Annotated in this window: 17 protein-coding genes; 9 read left to right on the top strand and 8 right to left on the bottom strand. The window is 64.0% G+C overall.

Annotated features, from left to right (window positions below; translation table 11 throughout):
* Nucleotides 1–68 precede the first annotated feature (68 nt).
* From AC1C2O_RS09220 to AC1C2O_RS09200, 5 genes are all read left to right on the top strand, one after another.
* Nucleotides 69–986 (top strand): AAA family ATPase, encoded by a 918-nt coding sequence (locus AC1C2O_RS09220; RefSeq protein WP_495430134.1) that lies wholly within the window; start codon nt 69–71, stop codon nt 984–986.
* On the top strand, nt 979–3,324 hold the full coding sequence (locus AC1C2O_RS09215) for a S8 family peptidase (RefSeq protein ID WP_495430133.1): 2,346 nt from the start codon (nt 979–981) through the stop codon (nt 3,322–3,324). Before AC1C2O_RS09220 ends, AC1C2O_RS09215 begins: the two co-directional genes overlap by 8 nt.
* Before the next feature lie 721 nt (nt 3,325–4,045).
* Complete coding sequence (locus tag AC1C2O_RS09210; protein WP_495430132.1) at nt 4,046–5,236, top strand: hypothetical protein; 1,191 nt, start codon at nt 4,046–4,048, stop codon at nt 5,234–5,236.
* Nucleotides 5,237–5,677: 441 nt separating this feature from the next.
* Entirely contained in the window at nt 5,678–6,802 is a 1,125-nt protein-coding gene (locus tag AC1C2O_RS09205) for a DUF3644 domain-containing protein (protein ID WP_495430131.1), read from the top strand.
* 250 nt (nt 6,803–7,052) lie between these two features.
* Nucleotides 7,053–7,283: a hypothetical protein gene (locus AC1C2O_RS09200; protein ID WP_495430130.1), complete on the top strand. Its 231-nt coding sequence runs from the start codon at nt 7,053–7,055 to the stop codon at nt 7,281–7,283.
* Between the two features lie 70 nt (nt 7,284–7,353).
* On the opposite strand, the gene AC1C2O_RS09195 is transcribed toward AC1C2O_RS09200, so the two are convergent.
* Complete coding sequence (locus AC1C2O_RS09195) at nt 7,354–7,698, bottom strand: hypothetical protein (RefSeq protein WP_495430129.1); 345 nt, start codon at nt 7,696–7,698, stop codon at nt 7,354–7,356.
* Between AC1C2O_RS09195 and AC1C2O_RS09190 the strand changes: the two genes are divergently transcribed.
* The gene (locus AC1C2O_RS09190; protein WP_495430128.1) at nt 7,691–7,870 is read left to right on the top strand and encodes a hypothetical protein; all 180 of its coding nucleotides are present in this window, start codon (nt 7,691–7,693) and stop codon (nt 7,868–7,870) included. The two genes, AC1C2O_RS09195 and AC1C2O_RS09190, sit on opposite strands and share 8 nt — an antisense overlap.
* Nucleotides 7,871–8,001: 131 nt before the next feature.
* Nucleotides 8,002–8,781: a hypothetical protein gene (locus tag AC1C2O_RS09185; protein WP_495430127.1), complete on the top strand. Its 780-nt coding sequence runs from the start codon at nt 8,002–8,004 to the stop codon at nt 8,779–8,781.
* 468 nt (nt 8,782–9,249) lie between these two features.
* Here AC1C2O_RS09185 and AC1C2O_RS09180 read toward each other — a convergent pair whose 3' ends face one another.
* The 6 genes from AC1C2O_RS09180 to AC1C2O_RS09155 all read right to left on the bottom strand — a co-directional run bounded on the left by AC1C2O_RS09180 (nt 9,250) and on the right by AC1C2O_RS09155 (nt 16,420).
* The gene (locus tag AC1C2O_RS09180; RefSeq protein ID WP_495430126.1) at nt 9,250–10,374 is read right to left on the bottom strand and encodes a reverse transcriptase family protein; all 1,125 of its coding nucleotides are present in this window, start codon (nt 10,372–10,374) and stop codon (nt 9,250–9,252) included.
* A gap of 222 nt (nt 10,375–10,596) precedes the next feature.
* Entirely contained in the window at nt 10,597–11,805 is a 1,209-nt protein-coding gene (locus AC1C2O_RS09175) for a phosphoribosyltransferase-like protein (protein ID WP_495430125.1), read from the bottom strand.
* A 139-nt stretch (nt 11,806–11,944) separates the two neighbouring features.
* Nucleotides 11,945–12,259 (bottom strand): hypothetical protein, encoded by a 315-nt coding sequence (locus AC1C2O_RS09170; protein ID WP_495430124.1) that lies wholly within the window; start codon nt 12,257–12,259, stop codon nt 11,945–11,947.
* Between the two features lie 183 nt (nt 12,260–12,442).
* Complete coding sequence (locus AC1C2O_RS09165; protein ID WP_495430123.1) at nt 12,443–13,213, bottom strand: HAD family hydrolase; 771 nt, start codon at nt 13,211–13,213, stop codon at nt 12,443–12,445.
* A gap of 63 nt (nt 13,214–13,276) precedes the next feature.
* Nucleotides 13,277–15,487, bottom strand: a complete 2,211-nt coding sequence (locus tag AC1C2O_RS09160) for a DUF4073 domain-containing protein (RefSeq protein WP_495430122.1) — start codon at nt 15,485–15,487, stop codon at nt 13,277–13,279.
* A gap of 183 nt (nt 15,488–15,670) precedes the next feature.
* Nucleotides 15,671–16,420, bottom strand: coding sequence for a GntR family transcriptional regulator (locus tag AC1C2O_RS09155; RefSeq protein ID WP_495430121.1), 750 nt, complete (start codon nt 16,418–16,420; stop codon nt 15,671–15,673).
* A 59-nt stretch (nt 16,421–16,479) separates the two neighbouring features.
* Between AC1C2O_RS09155 and AC1C2O_RS09150 the strand changes: the two genes are divergently transcribed.
* Nucleotides 16,480–17,967: an L-serine ammonia-lyase, iron-sulfur-dependent, subunit alpha gene (locus AC1C2O_RS09150; RefSeq protein ID WP_495430120.1), complete on the top strand. Its 1,488-nt coding sequence runs from the start codon at nt 16,480–16,482 to the stop codon at nt 17,965–17,967.
* 5 nt (nt 17,968–17,972) lie between these two features.
* Nucleotides 17,973–18,728, top strand: a complete 756-nt coding sequence (locus AC1C2O_RS09145) for an AAA family ATPase (protein WP_495430119.1) — start codon at nt 17,973–17,975, stop codon at nt 18,726–18,728.
* A gap of 33 nt (nt 18,729–18,761) precedes the next feature.
* On the opposite strand, the gene hrpB is transcribed toward AC1C2O_RS09145, so the two are convergent.
* Entirely contained in the window at nt 18,762–21,347 is a 2,586-nt protein-coding gene (gene hrpB, locus AC1C2O_RS09140) for an ATP-dependent helicase HrpB (protein WP_495430118.1), read from the bottom strand.
* Nucleotides 21,348–21,393: the final 46 nt, after the last annotated feature.

The following is a 21,393-nucleotide window of genomic DNA, read 5'->3' as shown; positions in this document are numbered from 1 at the left end:
AGGAAGAGTTGTTTGCCCTGATGGCGACCGCTCCTGCATCGGATTCGTCGCCGTTACGAGGCCGGTTAATGTCGGACGAGGCCAGTTGGGTGCAGTACCCGACGGGTGTGGCGGCACCGATTCTCAGCCCTGTTGTGCGGGTTTCCGTGGATCTTATCGTGGCGGAGCATGCGTTGCCGGAGCGGCTTCATGAGTTTGGGCTCGCCCCGACGCGCGCAGTTTTGTTCACCGGTCCGCCCGGTGTGGGGAAAACGCTGACGGCGAGCTATATCGCTGCAGAGTTGTCGTTGCCTCTGATCACGTTGAATTTGGCGTCCCTGATGTCGAGCCTGATGGGGCAGACGGGCAAGAACTTGCAGGAGGTGCTGGCGCGTGCGGCGGGGGAGCCGTGCGTGTTGTTCTTGGATGAGTTCGACGCGCTGGCCAAGAGTCGCGTGGATGCGTCCGATGTCGGCGAAGTGAAGCGATTGGTCAATGTTGTTCTGCAGCAGCTCGACCAGTGGCCGCCAGGTGGGTTGCTGGTGGCGGCGACGAATCACCCCCAGTTGCTGGATCCGGCGGTGCATCGCCGGTTCGACACGACGATCGAGTTCCCCCTCCCTGCGTTCGACGAACGCGTGCGATTCCTGCGACTGAGAAGTATTGCTGCCTTCCGGGAGAGCGACGATGCGGCGCAGAGGATTGTGGCGCTGATCAGCGAAGGCTGGTCTTTGGCGGATTTGGAGAGTTGGGCGAATCGTGCGGCGCGGGGAGCCGTGATGGCCAGTGGTGCGGGGCCCGTCGATATCGTCGAGGCAATTTTGCAGGCCGCGCAGGAACGTGCGCGGGCGTGGGCTGCCCAGTCTGTTCAGAAGCGTGCCGAACTATCGCAGTTGGCGGGCGAGAACCTGGGGTGGACGCACCGCAAGATCGCCGATTGGTTGGGCGTGAGTCATGTCACTATCGGGAATGACATAAAGCGTTCTAGAGGGGGAATCGATGCCTGACAACGATGCGGGTGGACGAATACTGGTCAACGGGGAGGCGCTCTCTCAGGAGGCTGTGCGCGCGGGAGGCGGTGGCGATAAACACCACCCGCAAACCCTCGCGCAGGCGCAACAGCATCTTGCACCGCAGTTGTCCGTCGTGCGTGACGTGCTCGAGGCGATTCCGGAGCGGCTGCGCGCGGAACGCGTCGTCATCGAAGCGGAGGTGTGGGCGAACTACCTCGCCAACTCCTATTTTCCCGAGGACCTCGTGAAGCAGTTGAAGTTGCGTCCGCTGGGCTCGAAGATCGTCGAGCACGGCATCCAACATCTTCCGAGCACCGGTGAGACGGAGGCGATCTCGAAGTCGTTCCTGTTGTCGGCGGACGCGAAAGCTGTGCAGGGTATGCAGGCGATTTTGGCGGGCACCGGCGGCACGAAGGGCGCCGCGGACGACCTGCGCCAATTCACGAAGATCGCTGTGTCAACCGCGCACCGATCGACGATCGCGACCGAGATCGGTGAGCTGGTCGCATTCGAAGCGGTTCTGCATCCGGACCCCGATGAGTCGTCGGTTGACGAACGGGCTGCAGCGTCCGGTCCTACGCTGGCGAAGTTCACGGAACTGGTGGAATCGGTCGGCGGGCGGGTGCACCTCGAGGAAAATGACGTCGTCGACGGTTTGACATTCGTCGCCGTCGAACTTCCGCCGACGAAGGTGGACGAGGTTGCGGCGTTCAACCCGTTGCGGTCGTTGACGCCGGCACCTCGGGTCGTTCTCATGGAGGACGATCCTGTCGATGACGCCGAGGGCGGCCTCGTTGCGGCACCCGTGGCGGTCTCCGGTGTGCCCGAAGTTCTCGTGTTCGACGGCGGGGTCGATGACACCGGCGCTATGTTCGCCGGGCATGTGACGACCGTCGATCTGACCAACAACGGCCAAAACCCGCGGTCCGCGCTCCACGGCAGCGCTGTGACCGCTGCGATCCTCTATGGGGATATCGCGGACACCGGCGTAGTGTCGGCTCCCGCCGCGCACGTCACGCATTATCAGATCACGCCAGGCCCGAAGGAGGACGCGGCAGAGTTCCCCTGGGTGCTGCGCCAGATCCGTCAGGTGGTGGAGACGACGGATGCCCGCATCGTCAATCTGAGCGTGGGACCGCAGGCGCCGGTCGAGGACCGTGAACCTCACCGCTGGACGGCAGTGCTGGACAAGATTGCCTACAACCGGCAGATCCTCTTCGTGACGGCCGCGGGCAACAACGGTGAATCGGACGCGGCCACCGGTCTGAACCGGGTTCAGTCGCCGGCGGACATGGTGAACGGGCTGTGTGTCGGGGCTTCCGACACGCCGGCCTCGGAGGCGGACTGGAACGCGGCCGCATATTCCGGACGCGGTCCGGGGCGCCCTGGTGCCCGCACCCAGCCAGCAGTAATGGCCTTTGGTGGGACGAAGGCACGCAGATTCGGCCGGGTGCGACCGAACGGGCAGATCATCCATGATCACGAGGGCACGAGTTACGCGGCCCCACTGGTTACCAACGTGCTGTCGAAAATGGCGGCTCAGCTCGCGGGTCGTTCGGACGCGAACACGCTTCGTGCGTTGGCGGTGCATTTCGCCCAGAAGACCAAGGGGCACCCTGTGTTTGAGGTGGGTCACGGGCGCCTACTACATGACGTCGATGAGGTCCTGACCTGCCCGCCCCATGAGGCCACCGTCATCTACCAGGGTGTACTCAAGCGGGACGAGGTCCGGGCGTATCCGCTGCCCGTTCCCAGCACGCTCACCAAGGGCATGGTCGATGTTCGGTGGAGCCTCGCGCTCAGCACGGCGACCGACAGTGCCGAGGCCGGTGAGTACTCGAAAGCGGGTCTCGAGGTGAAGTTCCGCCCGCACGACCAGGTTTATTCGATGCGGCGGACGAAACCGGGAACGAACAAGGATCAGACGAAAAACGTTCGCATCACCGATGCCACTCTTGTCGCACAGATGCTCGCCGCGGGATGGAAGATCAGCCAGAACCCTGTCACCCGCCAACCTAAGCGCAGCTCGCGTAATGAGGCAGCGAAACGTGAGCAGGGCAAATGGGAATCATTGTGGCGAGCGGACTCGTTGATGAGAGCGTCGAGCTTGCGCCACCCGCGGATCGACATCAACCACCTCACTCGCGAGGGTGGCCGCATCACGACCGGAACGGATGACATCGAGTTCAGCTTGGTGGTGACGATCTCATCGAGGGCGGGTGTCCCCATCTACGCTGACGTGCAGAATGAGTTCGCCGTCCTCACGGCGCTCCCGATCGTGACACCGGTGAACGTGACCGTCGCGGACATCGAAACGAGTATCACCGTCTAGTTATCATCGCGGTGGACGTGAGCCTCGGCTGCGGAGAGAGGTACTGCGCGAGTTCTCGCGGCACCGAGCTCAACTGCTGTGGGGTGCACCGCTACTCGTCGCCTCTGCGCATGCAGCGCAGAGCCCCGACTTCGATCAAAATGTTGCTCGAAGTCGAGTTCCACAATCCGGCCTCCTTCGGTGGGGATGTCCCAGCTGTGAGGATGAAGAGCTGGCGATTGGATGCTTCGGATCGGCCAACCTGGGCACCTTGGCACGGCCGGAGCGATCCCTCGATCTGGCCCGCATGGTGAACGGCGGCGGTATGCGCGGTCTGCCGATCAGGCCGAACCGTGGTGGTGGCTCTGGCACGACTTCGACGTTGTTGGAAGTCGCCCCACAGAGTCGCTAGTTTTCAATGATGATGCGCCTGTGGGCATCCATCGGTACTCGAAGTTGCCCGAACTTGCATCGATCCTGGTTGCAGCCGGGGCGTAAGGCGAGTGAGATGCACGAGGCCAACGCCAGCACGATCATCATCGCACTACGAAGAACATGATGTGTGATATGCTACTCGATCTGGCGGTTCTGGTCCGCCTCACTCCGAGCCTGACTCCCCACGCGAGTCAGGTGCCGAGGACAACGGATGCCGAACCAGGGGAGCACCATCTGTTCGAGTTGAGATTTCTCTCTTTGCCAGGGTGCGCAGGCGTGGGATGTCGTGCCCGGAACAAGGATTGAGATGACCTCCTCCAACCACACCGATAACCGCGCGCTACAGCAGGACGCCCGTGCCTGGCGAGACTTCGCCGGTGTGAAGTACACCGCGGCGCTGCGCGAGCTAAATACTCCTTTCGCCAGCGGCATCCTCGGCGAGCGCATATCGCCACGTGACCTGATCACTGTTCTTGACGAACACCCCGTCGTCGGCGCTCGTGCTGGTGTCGTCGTCGGCCGCAACGGAATGAACGCGGAGCGGTCGTTCCGGGAAGATGTCCCTGCCGGGGCGTTTGAAGCGCTCGTCGTCGTCACTGAGTTCCTTCGCATGTTCTCGCCCGTCGAGGCCCGCGATCGAGCGCACCCTGACATGGATGCTTGGACCAGTAGTTACGCCATCAAGCACACCGCCGAGAGGTTCCTCGGCGTCTACGTCTCGAACGGCGTGGTGATCTGGGCCGCAGCAGCGGCCGGGCTTCCGATCCTCCCCATGGAGCGCACCAGTCCGAACGTGCTCATCGCGCTTCCTCACCTCGAGCATCGCTACGTCCGACGCTTCGCCGAAGGAGATATTGGCGCGGCGCAGGACGACTTCCACCGCCCCGCCGGCTTTGAGCGCCTACGCGCAGCTCTCGCGCAGATCGCCGCGGACAACGAGGTCGCTAGTCTTCCCGACGTCGCCCAAGCCAAGCCTGCAACATCGGACTTCCACAATTGGGTGGTTCGACAGGCTGACCGCCTCGCGCCGCAGGGATACGTCGTGGCGGACTACCGCTACGGCTTCGAGAATGGCACCCACCGACCCGCGGCATCCGATAAGGACTTCGTGAGTATCATCCGCAACGCGACGTCGAACGACTGGTACCTCGAAGCTGCTGAAGAGCTCGCCCGTGAGTGGTCGCTGGGACGCACGATCGCGACGGTCTCTTGCTACATCGAGGAGTATCAGAGCGACCGTGGCCTCGCCGCGCGCCTACGCGAGAAGGTCACGGGGCGCAAGGTCGATATCGGCTTTACAGACGACCCGGCCAGCTTTCGACACTTCCTCGGTTTTCTGAGCGCCAATGGTAGGGCCGCCCATACGGGCGTTCTTCCGTCGCTGTTGGACCAACTTGACGACCAGGACAAGATCCAGGTCTCCGGCGTCGTCGAGATCGATACCGCTGAGGAGATCCGCTTCATCCACAACGACCTGCTCAATTACCTCGTCGTATGACAAAATAGCTGTCACTCACGACGGCGGAAGCCGTCCAGCATCCGGGTGGGCGGCCCTCGTCGCCTCATCCGGAACCACCGATGACACCTCTTGGGCATGCCGATGGGCAATCTAGGCTTCCGAGAAATCGGAGGTGTCGAGCGACGGACTGTGCTGCCTGCGCTAGGCGTTTGTGAGGTGATGTGACGAAGACTCCCGTATTTTCAAGGAAGTTCAGCGCTGCGCCCATGTTGTCTGGAACGCGAGATGAGCTCAATTCCCACCGTCACCGTCACCGCCAGCACGAAGGCCCCAAATCCCTTGGAAACACTGCTGGGATGCGGGGCCTTCGTCGTTACTGGTGCAAAGAACGCAGCAACGCAGCGGTAACAAACCCTCTGCGAGCGATATGCCGGCAGCATCTTCGATGCCGACGACGGGTATGTCCTGCATACTGGCGATGTGAAGCTCCGAGCAAGTGCGCGCATCCTGAAGAAGAAGGCCGTATCTTCATTCCGGCGTTCGATCTCCGCATTCAACAGCGTGAATGATGACGGGCGGGTTACGACTGTCCTTCTTCACGCGCAGCACGCGTTCGAGATGCTCTTGAAAGCTGCGCTGAACCAGAAGCAAGTCAACGTATTCGACAAAGCTACGGGGCGATCGATCGGGTTCGAAGCCGTGCTGCGGCGCTCGGCTCAGACGGTAGGCGTCAAGTTGACCGACGAAGAGGCAGGGACCCTACGCGCCATTGACGCCCTGCGCGACGATGAACAACACTGGTACAACGACGTGGACGAATCATTGCTTTACGTTCATCTTCGAGCGGGGGTGACCCTGTTCGACGATCTGCTGCAACGCGTGTTCGGGGAGCACCTCGCCGATCACCTGCCGCGAAGAGTTCTGCCCGTGTCCACCGAGCCGCCTCAGGATTTTCAGATCCTCGTGGATCGCGAGTACTCGAAAATCACTGAACTCCTGCAGCCGGGACGACGTATGGGAGCCGACGCACGTGCGCGCATTCGAACGCTTCTCGCGATGGAGGCTCACACTGAGCCGGACACAAAGGTCTCAGACAAAGACGTTACGCGGGTCGAGAACGGAATCCGCGAGGGAAAGGCGCGCACTGCAGTTTTTCCCCGCCTGAGCAAGGTGGGTGCTGCCATCAGCGGCGACGGCCTCGAGGTGCAAGTCCGGTTCGTCAAGCATGACGGCGCATTGCCGGTGAAGTTCACGAACGACGAAGACGTCGATGCGGCTGCGATCCGCACGGTCGATCAGCAGAAGAAGTATCACTGGACGGCGTTCGATCTCGCGGATGCTGTGGGACTCTCTCGCCCTCGAGCGACGGCCTTACGAACGCATCTCGGTCTCGACAGCGACCACAACCTCTGTCACACCTTCACGTTCTCCAAGCAGCGGCACGTCCGATTCTCGGATCACGCGCTCGTCAAAATGAAAGCTGCGAAGGAGTCGTCCGACATGGCAAGAGTATGGGCGGTTCACTCTCCGAACAAGAAGCAGAGTAAGGGAATCACCAACTGCGGAGAACCTGATTGTGCGGTCGCACCTGCCGGTTCGTTATAGCGGCGGCGTCTAGCGCGCGGCTCCCGCACGACAAGTCGCAACGGCGGGACGAACGCGGGTAGCTCCGCTGGCCCTCGTCTGTCGATCCCGCCGCCAAGGAGTCCGTCGTAACGTACCCCGGAGGCAGGGCTCAATCTGCGCGGCATCCACTATCACCCGGCGCCGATCCGGCCGGTGTTGCCCGAAAAAGGAGCCCCAGATCGCCTTGGTTGTGTCCCATGAGAATCTGATCAACCGTACGCTGGCGGGCTTGTTCCTTCCTTTCAGGCCCAAGCTCACGCGCCACGCGGCGCGGATGCTCGAGATCCCGGAGCATATCGGCGAGAAGGTGCTGGACCACCTGCCGATCGACGGGTTCAGTCCGGATGTCGTACTCCTCGAGGAGAGCGGCTCTGAGATCAAGGTCGTTATCGAGACAAAAGCTGTTCGCGGTCGCGCAGCGGGCCGCTCTCGTTACAGTCCAGAACGCTCTCAAGCTTGAAGGAGACGAGCGGACGAGAGCGGTTCACGACGCCGTGCCTGATCCCACGTACGGGGTTGCGGTAGGAAGGTCACGCGCAGGCGTCAAGCCCAAGGCCACCTGGTAGATCGATGCATACTACGGCTGGAAGTGGTCGGACAAGGACTTCCGGCACTCCAACCTGGATGCTTACGCGCAGTTCATCTACCTGTCCCTCGACGGTGCTGAAGCGGACGGAAAATATGATGGCGCCGCGTCCGTGGAGCATTGACGTGCGACGAGCCTCGTCAACCTTGTCGTTGGCGTCAACCTCGAGCTCCGGCGTGAGCAGGGAGACGACTTCCTGCCGGACGAGTTCGGCGCCTTCACACAGGACGAGAAGGACGCGATCACCGTCCTGACCTTCCTGGTCTACACCCACGTGGGCGGTGAGCACGCAAGCTTCCTCGGCTGAGTGGACGAGGAGCTGGTCAAAATTGCCCCGCTCGGGGCTCGCGCTGACGGCTGAGAAGGTCGCCGAGCGCGCCTGTATCTCGCGCGGGACGCCGCGACGACTCGAGCACGGGATGATCGGGGCGCTGCACGAGCTCACCCAGCTCGAGCGTTGAGAAGACATGATGAAGGAGGCTCGCTGCGTTCGCACGGGTCCACCTTCTGCCTGCGGTGTCCGCCTGTGCACTCATACTGGACTCAACGCTCACAGCCAGCAAGGTCGTGACCTGAACGAGGAGGTTTGTGCGTGACCCTGATCGTGGCCAACATCTACGACGGCAACCGGATCTCGATGGTCTCTGACACCAAGGTGACGTGGGAACCAGACGACCATGCGACCGCTCCGGGCACCATTGCGAAGATCGTCATCCTGCGCCCGGAAATTACGATCGGCATCAGCGGACCGTACCCAGAGCAGCGCATCCGCGACGTGAGCTATATGCGGGACGAGCCGCTGAGCGAGATCATCGAAATGCTCAGGCAGGATCCCCACGCGGGGTTCGTCCTCGCTTCTCTTGACCCCGTCCAGCTCACCAAGGTCGCCAGTGGTAAAGCCACCGACTACACGTCGATCGGGCAAGCCTGGACCGGGGATCGAGACGCGTACTCGACGTATCAGAGCAAGTTCCTCACCGAGTGGGTCGGGAAGAAGGAGATGGACGTGCCGTTCCGACAGATGTCCGCGCTGCAGTGGCAGACGAGCTTCGACATGCATCGCACCGTCGGCGGCCACACGGTGCGTATCGCTGGCGGCGGCGGTGCAGGGTTCCATTTCCTCCCTGACACCACGACGGTCGTCGGCAGCACGATTAGCAGCACTGTGTTCTTCGCGGGGACCGGGAGCACGCCTGGCGCATTTGGGCTGTTCGACGCTCACCGGCGTTCCGGAGGGCTGTTCCGCCACGAAGCTCCGGATACCCCGGTGGAGGTGACGGCGGCGTCTCTTGACGAGTTCCGCCGGAAGGCGTGGGCGAACCACAAACAGGACCTCATCTACGCACGCTCGTCATTCTCGGTGTTCTCGTAACGAGCGGAATCACGCGTTGAAAGGGCCCGTCCTGGCTACGGGGCAGCCCCTCTGCTACTCGACGTCCTACATGCTCCAATGTTCACCGTGACCAGCCTGGACCACGCCCGGTTCGCGGTGAAGCTCGGCCTGATCGAGGGCGTTCACGCGGCGCCGGGCACCACCGTGCACATGGGGACACCCTCAAGTTGATCCGCGGCTTGATGTGAGTGTTGACGCCATCGCCGAGGACAACTCGGTGCTTCGCTGGGATCCGCTCGAGGAGCGGGTTCTCGTTCTCGAACGAGCGCCCGCTCTTCAGCGCGAAGATGCGGGTCATGTCCAGGGCGCGGAAGCTGTCAATCGACACGATCGAGGTCTCTGGGTCGCCCCAGATGCCGATGGAACGACTGAGTATCCAAATAGCGCTGACGCTGAGACATTCCCACCGGCTCAGCACACCGCCAGCCCACTTTGCGCGTGGCACCCCTAGGCGTCTTTGACCAACGGATGTCCCTGCCCTCGGAGTGCATCGAGCCAACGTTGAGTTCGTTCTCTGGCCCATTCTGGTTCGATGTCGGTCGCAAACGCGAGGCATCCATCGACGTAGTTGATCATCGACAAGGTGGAGTCGAAGCGGCGTGCAGCTGCATGGGCTGCTGGACCGTACTTGCGTACGCACCGGATATGGTTATCGATGCGATTTCGAAACTCTGGGACAAGTCGGATCTCCCGCTCGGTGAGCATGAGTCCGAGAACGATCTTTCTTGCACCCGGCGGAACCACACGGGTTTTTTTCTTGTGCGTCTGGAATCCTGCGAGCCCAATCGCGCGTTCAACTTTCGTAACGAGCTTGGGTACGGTTGCGCGGTTGAATGGAGCGGACGATGAGAAGGTGAGATCGTCCGAGTATCTCGTGTAGACCAGGTCACTTGCGTCCGCGATGTCCCTGAGCATCGAGTCCATGCGGCTGGCGATGGCGTTCGCCAACGCCCCGCTTGTGGGAGCGCCTTGCGGAAGCGCACCCCGATAGGGGGTGTCATATCGTTCGATCCCTCGCCCTTCGAGCGGAGGAAGTTCATGCCCTGGCCAGCTGATTTTTGTGCAAATTCTCGCCATCTCGAAGGCGAGTAGCGCGGGGTAGCCGAGGGCGCGGAAGACGCCGAATACGCGTGATTCCTCGATCGTGCCGAAGAAGTCATGCAGGTCCATCTTCAGGAGCCATCGCGCTCCGACATGCTGTCCAGCACAGTGTTTGATGGACAGACCGCGTCGGTACGCGAACACGGTGTCTTGGAGCTTAATCCCGGTCAAGACATTGGTTAGAATCCAGCGTTGAACATGCATAAGGCTCGGCTGCGGGGCCCATATTGCCCGGTAGGTTCCATCCGACTTGAGGCGTCGGATGGGAGTGTATTCGTTTAGGCGCCGTTCGACGATAGACCGAAGGTAGCCCCACTCTGTGTCGGTTTCTCGAGCCAGATGTCCCAAAGTAAGGACGGGATAGCACCCGTTCGCTGCGATGTCGCGCTGATAGGCAGCTGCGCGGCGGAGCATGCCTTCGTCGCGGCCGAGGCGGATGCCCTCGCTGATGTAGTGATGAGGAGATGGCAACTGGTCTACTCCGAATGGAGATCCCGAAGGGATCCACGGGCAGGAAGAGCCCGAAGGCACACGCAGGGCGGCCTGTCCGTGCTTGCACGCGTTGCGCGAGCTAGTCCGGGTGCACCGGCTACCCGGAGCACCACGGTACGTTTCCGCACCGATTGAGCGTTTCCGCTCAACGAGTCACAACTACGCTGTGACTTCATCTCTAGGCCAACGGCTACCATCTCCTCACCTCAATGACTCAGGATAGTAGGGATCCGAGATCACCCTTGTCTGCCGCGGCTCGACGCGCCGGGGCTTCCTCTTGCCGGCGGCGAGTTCGGCAACGCCGCTCTCAGTGACCTTGTTATCGAGGTCGAGCCAGCCTTGGGTAAGCATGTATGACAGCATTGTCTCGACCTCGGTTTGGGTCATGCTCAGGGCGACGCCGATGAGGTTGGCGCGTCTTGGCGAGACGCGCAGAAGCGCGAGTGTGGCGAGTATGTCGCGATGGCTCTCCCGTTGCTGTTTGCCAACACTCACAGCAAGCCGCTCCTGACGTACAGCGCGAATGATCTCGTCGTGAGCAGTGGGGATGTTCGAGCCACTCGCAAGTTCATGCACCATGCCGCTTGGGACGTTCCGACCGCCTTTTCCGGTGAACAAGGGTGCCCAGTCGGTGCCGTGCTGGCGGAAAATCTTGGGAATGGTATTGGGCACGCGATCCTGGAAGCCGAACAGCCCGGTATGGTTCCCGTATCCGAGGCGATGGCTGCCACGCCCATAGTGGAGACAGAGTTCAATCGCCGCAGCGATCTCTCCCCTAGTCCAGGGCAAGCCCGTGATCGTGGGTGCGTGGCGAACGAAGCGCAGGGAATCAACCTCGGGGAGGGAGTTGATTTTCCGCTCGCCGTCGGCCGACACGGCGAACGCCAGGACCACGACCCGTATCCAACGAAACGAGTGCCAGCTCTTCAATGATGGGTTGCGCAACAGCGACTTCACATACTTGGCGACCTGACCGCCGGTCTCGATCGTGTCGGAAACGACGATGATTGTTCGCACCCGATTCTCGCGAAGCTCTGAAATCTGGGCGGTCGGCGGGAAGACGCCGTTGTCTTGGACGTCGCGAAGCAGGTGGCCGATGAGTCCTTCACTTCCAGGCATCGACGGAATACCCATTCCGGGTTCGAAGTTCTCGAACGCGGTCAGTGATTCTTGTATTGGTAGCTTGTTTGCTTTCCGGATGTCGCCGGAGTCCATCGCTGGTAGCACCCATGCGGGCCCCGTGCTTCGTACCGCGTCGATCTCGCTTCTGATCAGTTCCAGGAGCGAGGCGCGTGCAGAGGTCCACGCATCTAGCACAAAAACATCCAGTAGCCGCTTGGCGAGCGCACGATCCTCGGGGCGGAAGTTGTCCAGCCAAGCGACCGCCCCGTCCGTGTCTGACAACGCCATCGGCATGCTCCTTCTGCTGCGTTTACTCACGATATGTCCTCAAGACGAGGCAACATGCCACATCATGCATTATCGGTGAGAGCCCCAGCAGGCTGCCACTTCCAGGCCAGGATCTCTGCTCCTGCCACGCCGCCTCCCATCAGACGGGTCGTGCCCGAACCTGATCGGCGCCGCTTCTGACATGTGGTGAAGCGTGATCATCGAGCGCATCGAGCGCATCGAGCGCATCGAGCGCATCGAGCGCATCGAGCGCCGGCGCTTGTGCGGTCGGTGGCTGCAGCGACTCCGGAAGCACCGCAAACGGGAAAGCCTCGCCCGTTTGTGTGATCAGCTGGACTAGCGAGGAGAGGTACGCAGGAGACACGTCGTCGTTGACCGCAGCGCGTTTGGCCAGTGCTCCAGCGGCGTGAGCTGCCACCGCGCTGTCGGGATCACGAGTTAGGGCGGTGAGCATCGGGGCGTATCCAGGGGGCTTTGGTCCCGCCCAGGCTGGGCCGTGACATGGGTTCAAATCCACGGTAGGTCGGCGAGTTTGGCTCATCGCACCCGCCCGCGCAATGTGTGCACCTATGTGTGCACCACGCGTCAATACTCGCGGAAATACAAGGATTCCGGCAAAGAAGCCGATGACTACGGATCAGAAGGTTAGGGGTTCGAGTCCCTTCGGGCGCACAGAGTGTGAAACCCCCGTCGCGAAAGCGGCGGGGGTTTTGTCGTCCCCGCTGCCCGCTGCAGGGCGCAGAGGCAGGCGGAGATCCTGCGCGCCGCGCCCTCTCAGCGTCGGCCAGAGCACGTCGGCGCTGTCATCGGCGAGCGGCAAATGATGCGGCACGCCGACCGTCACCACACCGGCGGCACGCGCGGCGGCAAGGCCGACCGGAGAGTCTTCGATCGCGATGCAATCCGCGGGATCGACCCCCAGCAGCTCGGCGGCGCGAAGATAAGCGTCAGGGAACGGCTTGCCCCGCGACACATCGTCACCGGTGACGATCGTGTCGAACAACCCGGACGGGAGGGCGCTGAGGATCTCTTCCGCGTAGCGGCGGTATGACATCGTGACCAGCGCGAGCCGCACATTGGCAGCCTTGAGCTCACTCAATAGGCTCCGCGCACCTGGACGCCATTCGATTCCCTCGGCGCGGGTGCACACCAACGCCAGATCGAGCCAGCGCTCGACGATCGACTCAGGTGAACCCGACGCTCCGAGTTCGCGGATTACACGCGCCCCATCGGGCAGCGCGAGTCCGATCAGCCCGTCGAGCGCACGTTGAGGTGCGACGATGTCCTCCGCCGCCAGCATCCGCTCGGCCGCGGTGATCCAGTGGCCTTCGGTGTCGACGATGGTGCCGTCCATGTCCCACAGGACTGCGGCGGGCAGGCGACGGGCGTGTGTGCGGGGGTGAAGCATTCGAACTCCTGTGGTGGTACGGCAGTGCCCCGCCCTCAGGAAGGGCGGGGCACTGTGGGAATGTCAGTCGATGCGGATCGGCTCGGATTCGTTGGTCGCCGGAGCGAGTCCCTGAACGGTGCCGGTTACCTGAACAGTGATGTCCTGGCCCTTCCACTTGCCGACCAGGTGGAACCGCTCGGTCGTGGCGCCGTCGATCGGCTCGCCGTCGGCGAGCCACTGGTAGGAGAACTCTGTGCCATCGGTCCAGTCGCCCTCTTCGACCGTGAGCTTCGCACCCGGCTTGATGCCGAGGTGGTGCGTGGAGACGATCTTCGGAGTGCCAGCCACGATGCCTTCCACGGTCGTGCTCGCGACGAGCGGGTTGGGGATCACAGCCTCGCGCAGCCACGTGTCGCCCGCGAAGTCATAAGCCTTCACCACGACCCGGTCGCCATAGGCTTCGAGCGTGAGTCCCTGGTTGATGTCGCGCGTCACGATCTCGTCGATGCCGGCGGTGTTCTCTCCGCGTGCATCCCATTCCACGTGCATCGCGATGGTGTTCACGGCCCAGAACCCGTCGGCGTGCCCATCTGCGGTACGGCGCTGCACGGCCCAGTCGCCGAGCTCGGCGGGGTAGTGCGTGTGCCCCGAGAACACGATGGCGTTCGGGTAGTTGCCGAGGATGCTGGTGAGTCGATCATTCATCTGGTGGTGACCGTGGTACCAGGGGATCCACGACGCGGAGACTGTGTCGCCGAGCGGGAAGTGGGTCATCACGACGACCTGCTTGTCGAGCGCGGTCCAGTGCGCGAGACGCTCCTCGAGGAACTCCACCTGAGCATCACTCATGGCGACGTCCGTGGGGCTGGCGAACTCCTGGCCAAGAACGATCACGGGCAGGTCGCCGGAAGGCCCTTCGATCACATACTCGTCCCACACTCGGTCGCGCTCCGCGAAGGTGAGGAATCGGTTGGTGTTCGCACCAAAACCACCATCGGCGTAGCGCTCGTGGTTGCCCATCGACGCGATGGTCTGACGTGGGCGGATGTCGGTCGTGGCATCCATCACATCGTAGATTTCGTCCCAGTCCGCGTCTGAACCGCTGTTCACGATGTCGCCGACCATCAGCATGCCGTCGGCCCCTGGCAGGAGCTCTGCATAGTCGCCGAGAGCGTGCTGCAGATCCTGCGGGTGGCCCTGGATATCACTCATCACCCAAGCGCTGGTGGGGTCGCCCGTCGGAGCGGCAAGCGACTCGTGCACGGTGACAGAGTCGATCGCCCAGTATCGAGCGTCGGCTCCGCCGGACAGGTTCCAGGTGAAGACGGCATTCTCGGCTCCAGCCGGAACATCCACAGTGACATCCTGTGCGTAGTTCAGCTGACGCGCGTCGTAGCCGTCGGCGACGGACGCAGAATCGAGCCGTAGGATCTCGGCCTGATCGCCGCCGTCGAAGCTCACCCCGACGGTGCCGGACTGTCCCGCAGCGCCGCGATAGTGGCTGTCGAAGGTGAGGCGCACCGCACCCAGGCCCTCGACAGAGATGGGAGCGCCGGTGAGGGTCGTGTTGAACGGCAGGTCCCCGAACTGCTGCGCGTCGGCCACAACGATCGTGTCGTGCGCACGGCCGAAGCGCTTGCGCATCTCGTCGACCTCGTCGGTCCATTCGTCGCGACTGGTGAACTGCCAGCCGCGGTAGTCGTCCGTGCCCTGGTCGGTCATGGCCTCATCGAAGCTCATGCTCCACTGGTCGGCCCCGTCAGTGCCGAAGGCCTCACGTGCGATGACCTCGTCGGTGTCGTTGTCCGTGACGATCGGATCGATCTCGACGGCGGCGTTCGCGTCTCCCGGCATAGGACGGTCCGGATCACCGGCGATCGTCACGGATACGGGGCCATCCAGCACGCCGTATCCATCCTGCGCGAGCAGATAGATTTCCCAGACGCCGGCGTGGAGTCCGGAGAAGGTCACCGTGCCTGACTCGGCTGCTGTGTACGCCCACTGAGTCGATGCGGTGGAGCCGGGCTTGACACCCTTCGGGTAGACACCGATCCAGTTCGTGTCGTGAGGCACATCGGTCGTCCAGGAGAGGACCACCGGGGCGCCTTCGAGAAGGTCGACACCTTCGGCTGTCAAGGTCGATCCGGCCTGAGCGTCGACAGCGGAGGGGACAGTGAGGCCGAAACTGTCGGCGGCGACTGCGGGGACGGCGGGAGCGGCGATGAGGCCGATCGTCGTGGCAACGACGATCGCGCGCCGCAGATGCGGGCGGGAGCGTTTGAGGGGAGGCATCGTGATCCTTTCGGAGGGCGCCGGGGTGGCGTTGCCTCGAGTCTCAGCACCGTCTTCGAACGTTCGATGAACACCTCGCCAACGGGGTGCGAAACCGGCCGGTATCCGCCGAAATGGCAGGGACGGCTGTGCACAGCTGTCCAGCTGCCGTCATCAGGATCTGCGTCTGCGTCAGCGTCAGCGTCAGGAGAGGGTGCGGGTCCATCCTCCGGGCTGGGTATCCGACGTTGACGAGGCCTCGAAGGACACGGCGTCGGGCAGATAGCGGTCTTCGGTGAGGTCGAGCGGGCGCCCGTCGCGCGCGAAGGCCTGTCGCCGCACGCGCAGCAGCGGGCTTGACCGGCGCACACCGAGCAGACGTGCATCCTCACTTGAGGCGGCGACAGCGTCGATCCGGTGCGACCCGAATACTTCGCCGTGGCCAGCAGCCTCGAGCACCGCGGCGTGGGAGGGCGTGTCGACGGGCAGCCCGCGTAGCGCGGCAGCGAGCCACGCCGGATACACGGGCCGCTCGACCATCACCACGTGCCCGTCGAGACTGCGCAGTCGGGTGAATCGCAGCACGAGAGACCCCTGCGCGATCCGCAGCATCCGTGCCTCATCTGCAGTCGCTTGCGACTCCTGCTCCTGGACGGCCAGTCCACCCGGTGTGAGACCGCGGTTCTTTGCCCATTGGGCGAAGGATCCGAACGCGGCGAGGCCCTGCGTGTGCGCCGACGACTGCACTATCCACCCGGCGCCGGGACGTGAGGAGACGGTGCCGCGCCGGGCAAGCTGAGCCAGAGCGCTGCGCACGGTGCCGCGCGCGACGCCATGTTCGCTAGCCAGGGCCTGTTCGCCCGGCAGCATGGATCCGACAGGGAACTCTCCGTCGGCGATCCGCTGTGCGAGACGGTTCGCGACATCGCGATAGCGCGGCGCGTCGATGGTCACGCCACCAGTCTGTCGCAGAACGGCGCTCGAGCACGCTTCCACGGCGTAGCCTGGGAGTCGTGACAGCGTACGTCTCGGCATTCGACTTCTTCTCCATCGGGGTGGGGCCTTCCAGCTCCCATACCGTGGGGCCGATGCGCGCAGCACGGGACTTCGCCCGACGGCTGAGCGCCAGCGGCGCACTTGCCGATGTGGCACGAGTGACGTGCACGCTTTATGGCTCGCTCGGAGCGACCGGTATCGGACACGGCACACCGGATGCTGTCTTGGCAGGTCTGCGCGGACTCGCCCCGGAGACGTGTGAACCCGCAGAAGTGCGTGCCGCCTGGACGAACTTCCCCGATGGAGCAGTGCTGCTCGTCGACGGCATTCACGAGGTCGCGTTCGCGAAGGACGACATCCAGTTCGCGCCGCGCACACGGTTGCCGGGGCATCCGAACGCGATGACGCTCACGGCCCTTTCTGGCGATGGCGCTGCGCTCGCAGAGGAGACCTACTACTCGATCGGTGGGGGATTCATTCGACGGGAAGGCGAGGACGTTCAGATCGCCGCGCACGGGTTCCCTTTCGCGTACCCCGACGCCGCATCGCTGCTGGAGCTGTGTGACGAGTATGGACTCTCGATTGCCGAAATCGCTCGCCGCAACGAGATGGCACTTCGCTCTGAAGACGAAGTCGCGGCCGGTCTCGATGCGATCTGGGATGCGATGGCGTCGTGTGTCGACGCCGGTCTGCACGCGGATGGCGTGCTGCCGGGCATCCTCAAGGTCAAGCGTCGCGCCGGCGCGATTCGCGAGCAGTTGGAATCTGCTGAAGCCGACGGTGCGCGGGAGATCCCTGGCGAGTGGCTTGGTGCCTTTGCGCTCGCCGTCAATGAGGAGAACGCTGCTGGGGGACGAGTCGTCACCGCGCCGACCAACGGTGCTGCAGGCATCCTTCCCGCTGTCGCGATGTACTGGTGGCGATTCCTCGCTGACTCAGGACTCGGGGCGGGCAATGCCGTCACGCCGTACGGCGAGCTCGTCGGCAGTGCGCTGCTCGGGTTCGGTGGCGAGATAGCGGACATACAGGATGCCGATGGCGAGGTGGTCGCCGAGGCGAACCGTCGCCGTGGCATCCGTCGATTCTTGCTCACCGCCACCGCACTCGGATCGCTTTTCAAGGCAAACGCGTCGATTTCTGGTGCGGAAGGCGGATGCCAGGCCGAGGTTGGTTCCGCGTGCGCGATGGCCGCAGCCGGGCTGACCGCGGTGATGGGCGGCACCAACCGGCAGATCGAGAATGCCGCGGAGATCGCGATGGAGCACCACCTGGGTCTCACCTGCGACCCGATCGGCGGGCTCGTGCAAATTCCCTGCATCGAACGCAACGCTATTGCGGCATCCACTGCAGTGACCGCTTCGCGCCTTGCCCTGCGCGGCGACGGACATCACTATGTCTCGCTGGATGCCGTCGTCGAGACGATGCGGCAGACCGGACTCGACATGTCTACGAAGTACAAGGAGACCAGCGAGGGCGGTCTCGCGGTCAACGTCATCGAGTGCTGAGCGGGATGGATTCGTTCTGGGACCCCAATAGTCGTCGCCGACGTCAGCAGCCGGTGGTCGCTGTCATACCGACTGAGGACGCGCCGACGCCCGGCGGTCGCTGGCCGACGAACATTCCGGCTGTTGCCCAGGTGCTGCGAGACGGGATCGACCTCGATCCTGGCATCACGTTCCTCGTCGGTGAGAACGGAAGCGGGAAATCCACCATTGTGGAGGGAGTGGCGCTTGCATACGGTCTTTCGCCCGAGGGCGGATCCCGCCAGGCGCAGCACAGTACTCGTTCGACCGAATCGCCGCTGTCGGACTGGCTCCGCCTCCAGCGCGGCGTCGGCGCCAGCAGATGGGGCTTCTTTTTGCGCGCCGAGACGATGCACTCGTTCTACACATATCTGGAGGAGAATCCCTCGATGACGTCGCCGGACGTCGCCTTTCACGAGATGAGCCACGGAGAATCGTTCCTCGCGCTCTTGGAGAGTCGATTCGATGAGCCAGGGTTCTACTGCCTTGACGAGCCAGAGGCGGCCCTGTCGTTCGGATCGACGCTGTCACTCATTGCCGTGCTTCGACGAATCGTCGACGATGGCGGCCAAGTACTGTGCGCGACTCACTCACCGGTCCTCGCTGCTCTTCCCGGCGCGCGGATACTGGAGGTCGGCGACTGGGGCATCCGCCCTGTCGACTGGCACGATCTCGAGATAGTGAACCACTGGCGCTCGTACCTGGAGTCTCCGGAGCGCTATCTCCGTCATCTGCTCGATTAAATGACACGGCGCGCGGTGGTCGCGCTGCGCCGCTCACTGCTGCGCAGCGCGACGCGTGGTGTGCCGGGTGGGCGCCGTGGACCAGGGGTCCTCGGGCCATGGATGCTTCGGATATCGGCCGCGCATCTCTGCGCGCACCTGCGCGTATGGACCAGCCCAGAACGATGCGAGGTCGTCGGTCACCGCAAGGGGGTGTCCGCCGGGGGAGAGCAGATGGAACAGCACCGGCACGCGGCCCCTGACGAGACGCGGAGTTTCTGCCCAACCGAAGCACTCCTGCAGTTTCACTGCCACGACAGGCCGCGCCGTCGGGTCATCGACAGGCGGGTAGGTAAGACGGACGCGTGATCCGCTGGGTACCTCGAAGCGTTCGGGAACCAGTGCGTCGAAGTCGGCTGCGGCAGGCCAGGGAAGCACGCGCCGGAGCGCCGAGGTCAGGTCGATGCGCGCGGCGGGGATGCCGGTGGCGAGGTTCGAGAGCTCAGGGCCGAGCCAGGAATCGAGGGTGCCGAGGAGTGCAGCATCGGAGACATCCGGCCAGGGGGACCCGAGCTCGCGATGCAGCAGAGCGATGCGCCGCCGCAGGCTATCTGCGGCCTCTGACCACGTGAACACCCCGAGGCCTTGTTCCTCGACGGCACGGCGAGCGGCATCTCGGCCGCCTTCACCCGCCTGAACGCGCACGGGGACGGACGAGCGGACGATCGCGCCGAGCCGGCGCTCGCGACGCGCCTGGACGCGACCATTCACGAACTGCGCTTCGATCCGGTCGGTGATCAGATGTGTCGCTGCCTGCTCTGCCTGGCTCTCCGAGATGGCGGCAGCGGAGCGGATGATCGCTCCGGTTCCTGCGGCAGCCCGACCCTGAGCGCGCGTGACATCGGCCACCGCCAGCCACTCGACACCTGCGAGCGGACCTGCGATCCCCGCACGGGTTCCGGACGCGAGGAGGAAGGTGGCACCGTGCGCCGAGTGGTCGACGCGGCGGGCGATCCGCTCGGGGAAGGCGAGTGCGATCAGAAGTCCGACCTGATCGGCGCCCCCGCGCTCTGCGCCGGTCTTGCTGTTCCTGCTGTTCTTGCTGTCAGTGGAAGTGAAGCGTTCGAGGCGCCGGACCTCCTGCTCCCAGCGGCGGGTGTCGGGGCTTCGTCCGTTTCTTAGCGCGATGAGTGTGGCCGTGACATCTCCGTCCGCGATACGGAGCTCACCACCGATCAGCGCGACGACCTCGGCCGCCATGCGCCCGCCGACCAGCACACTCCCGTCGCGAAGCGCGCGGGCAAGACGCGGATCAGTCGGAATGCGGGCGAGCTGCCGGCCCTCTGCGGTGGCCCGTCCATCAGTGGAGATCGCGCCGAGTCCGTGCAGCACGGCGAGGGCGTCACGCAGGCTGTCGGCGGGAAGCGGATCAACCAGCCGGAGCCCTGCGCCGCCTGGTGCACCCCAGCAGGCGAGGAGCAGGGCAGCATCGGTGAGATCCGTCGCTTGGATCTCGGGGGCAGGGCGCGCGGGTGCCGCAGCGTACGTCCGCTCGTCGACGCATCGGACCACGATGCCCGGTCCCTGTCGGGTGGCGCGCCCGGCGCGCTGGATAGCGGATGCGCGGGATACAGGCCCAGTGACAAGACCACTCATCCCTCGCGCCGCATCGCGTTGCGGTGCACGAGACAGGCACGTATCGACGACGAGGCGAACGCCGGGGACGGTCAGCGAGGATTCGGCGAGTGACGTCGTGACGATGATTCGGGCTGGCTGATCGGGGGTTCTCCCGCTGATCACGGCATCCTGCTCGGCGGCGGGGATTTGGCCGTGCAGTTCGCGGACGTCGAACTCCGCGGCGAGACTTCGGATGCGTCTGGCGATCTCGGAAACCTCGCGCGCTCCGGGCGCAAAGACGAGGGCGTCGGCGGTCGGGTTGCTGCGCACCAGATCGCGGTGCGCGGCAACCGCCGTGCTCGCGACGTGGTCGAGGAAGGCCCAGGTCACCCCGCGCTCGTCCAGTCGCGGGGTGGGGCTCGGTGCCCAGCGCACGTCGAGTGGATGCGCGGGAACCGTCTGATTCACGATTGGGGCAGGCGACGCATCCGTACCGAGGACCGTCGCGAACCGATCGGCGTCAAGAGTCGCAGACATCGCGACGAGGACGAGGTCTTCGCGTAGTTCCCGAACCTCGCCGAGCAGTCCGATCAGCAGATCCGTCTCCAAAGCGCGCTCGTGCACCTCGTCGATGATGACTGCGCCGATTCCTTCGAGTCCTGGGTCATCGAGCAGACGGCGCAGCAGCACTCCGGCGGTCACGAACTCAATTCGGGCGGAGGGTTCCACGTGGCGCTCGCCGCGTACGGTGAACCCGACGCGGGAGCCAAGGGGCGATCCGTCCAGTTGCGCGAGTCGTCGAGCGGCGGCGCGGGCGGCGACCCGTCGTGGCTGAGTCACGATGACTCGGCCAGGGACACGATCGGCGACGATCGGCGGGACGAGCGTGGTCTTGCCCGTACCTGGTGGCGCGCTGATGACTACGGATGCGCTCCGGTCGAGCGCGGCGCGCAGATCATCGACGGCGGAGGCGAACGCGAGCCCGCGACCGATCCTCGACGGGTCGAACGGGGCGCTGGTCACCCCTCCAGTCTCTCAGCGTTCGAGGCGCGTGCGCGCGCAGGTCAGT

It is taken from the genome of Microbacterium sp. Y355, assembly GCF_059445345.1.
This window is presented reverse-complemented; position numbering and strand designations above follow the sequence as displayed.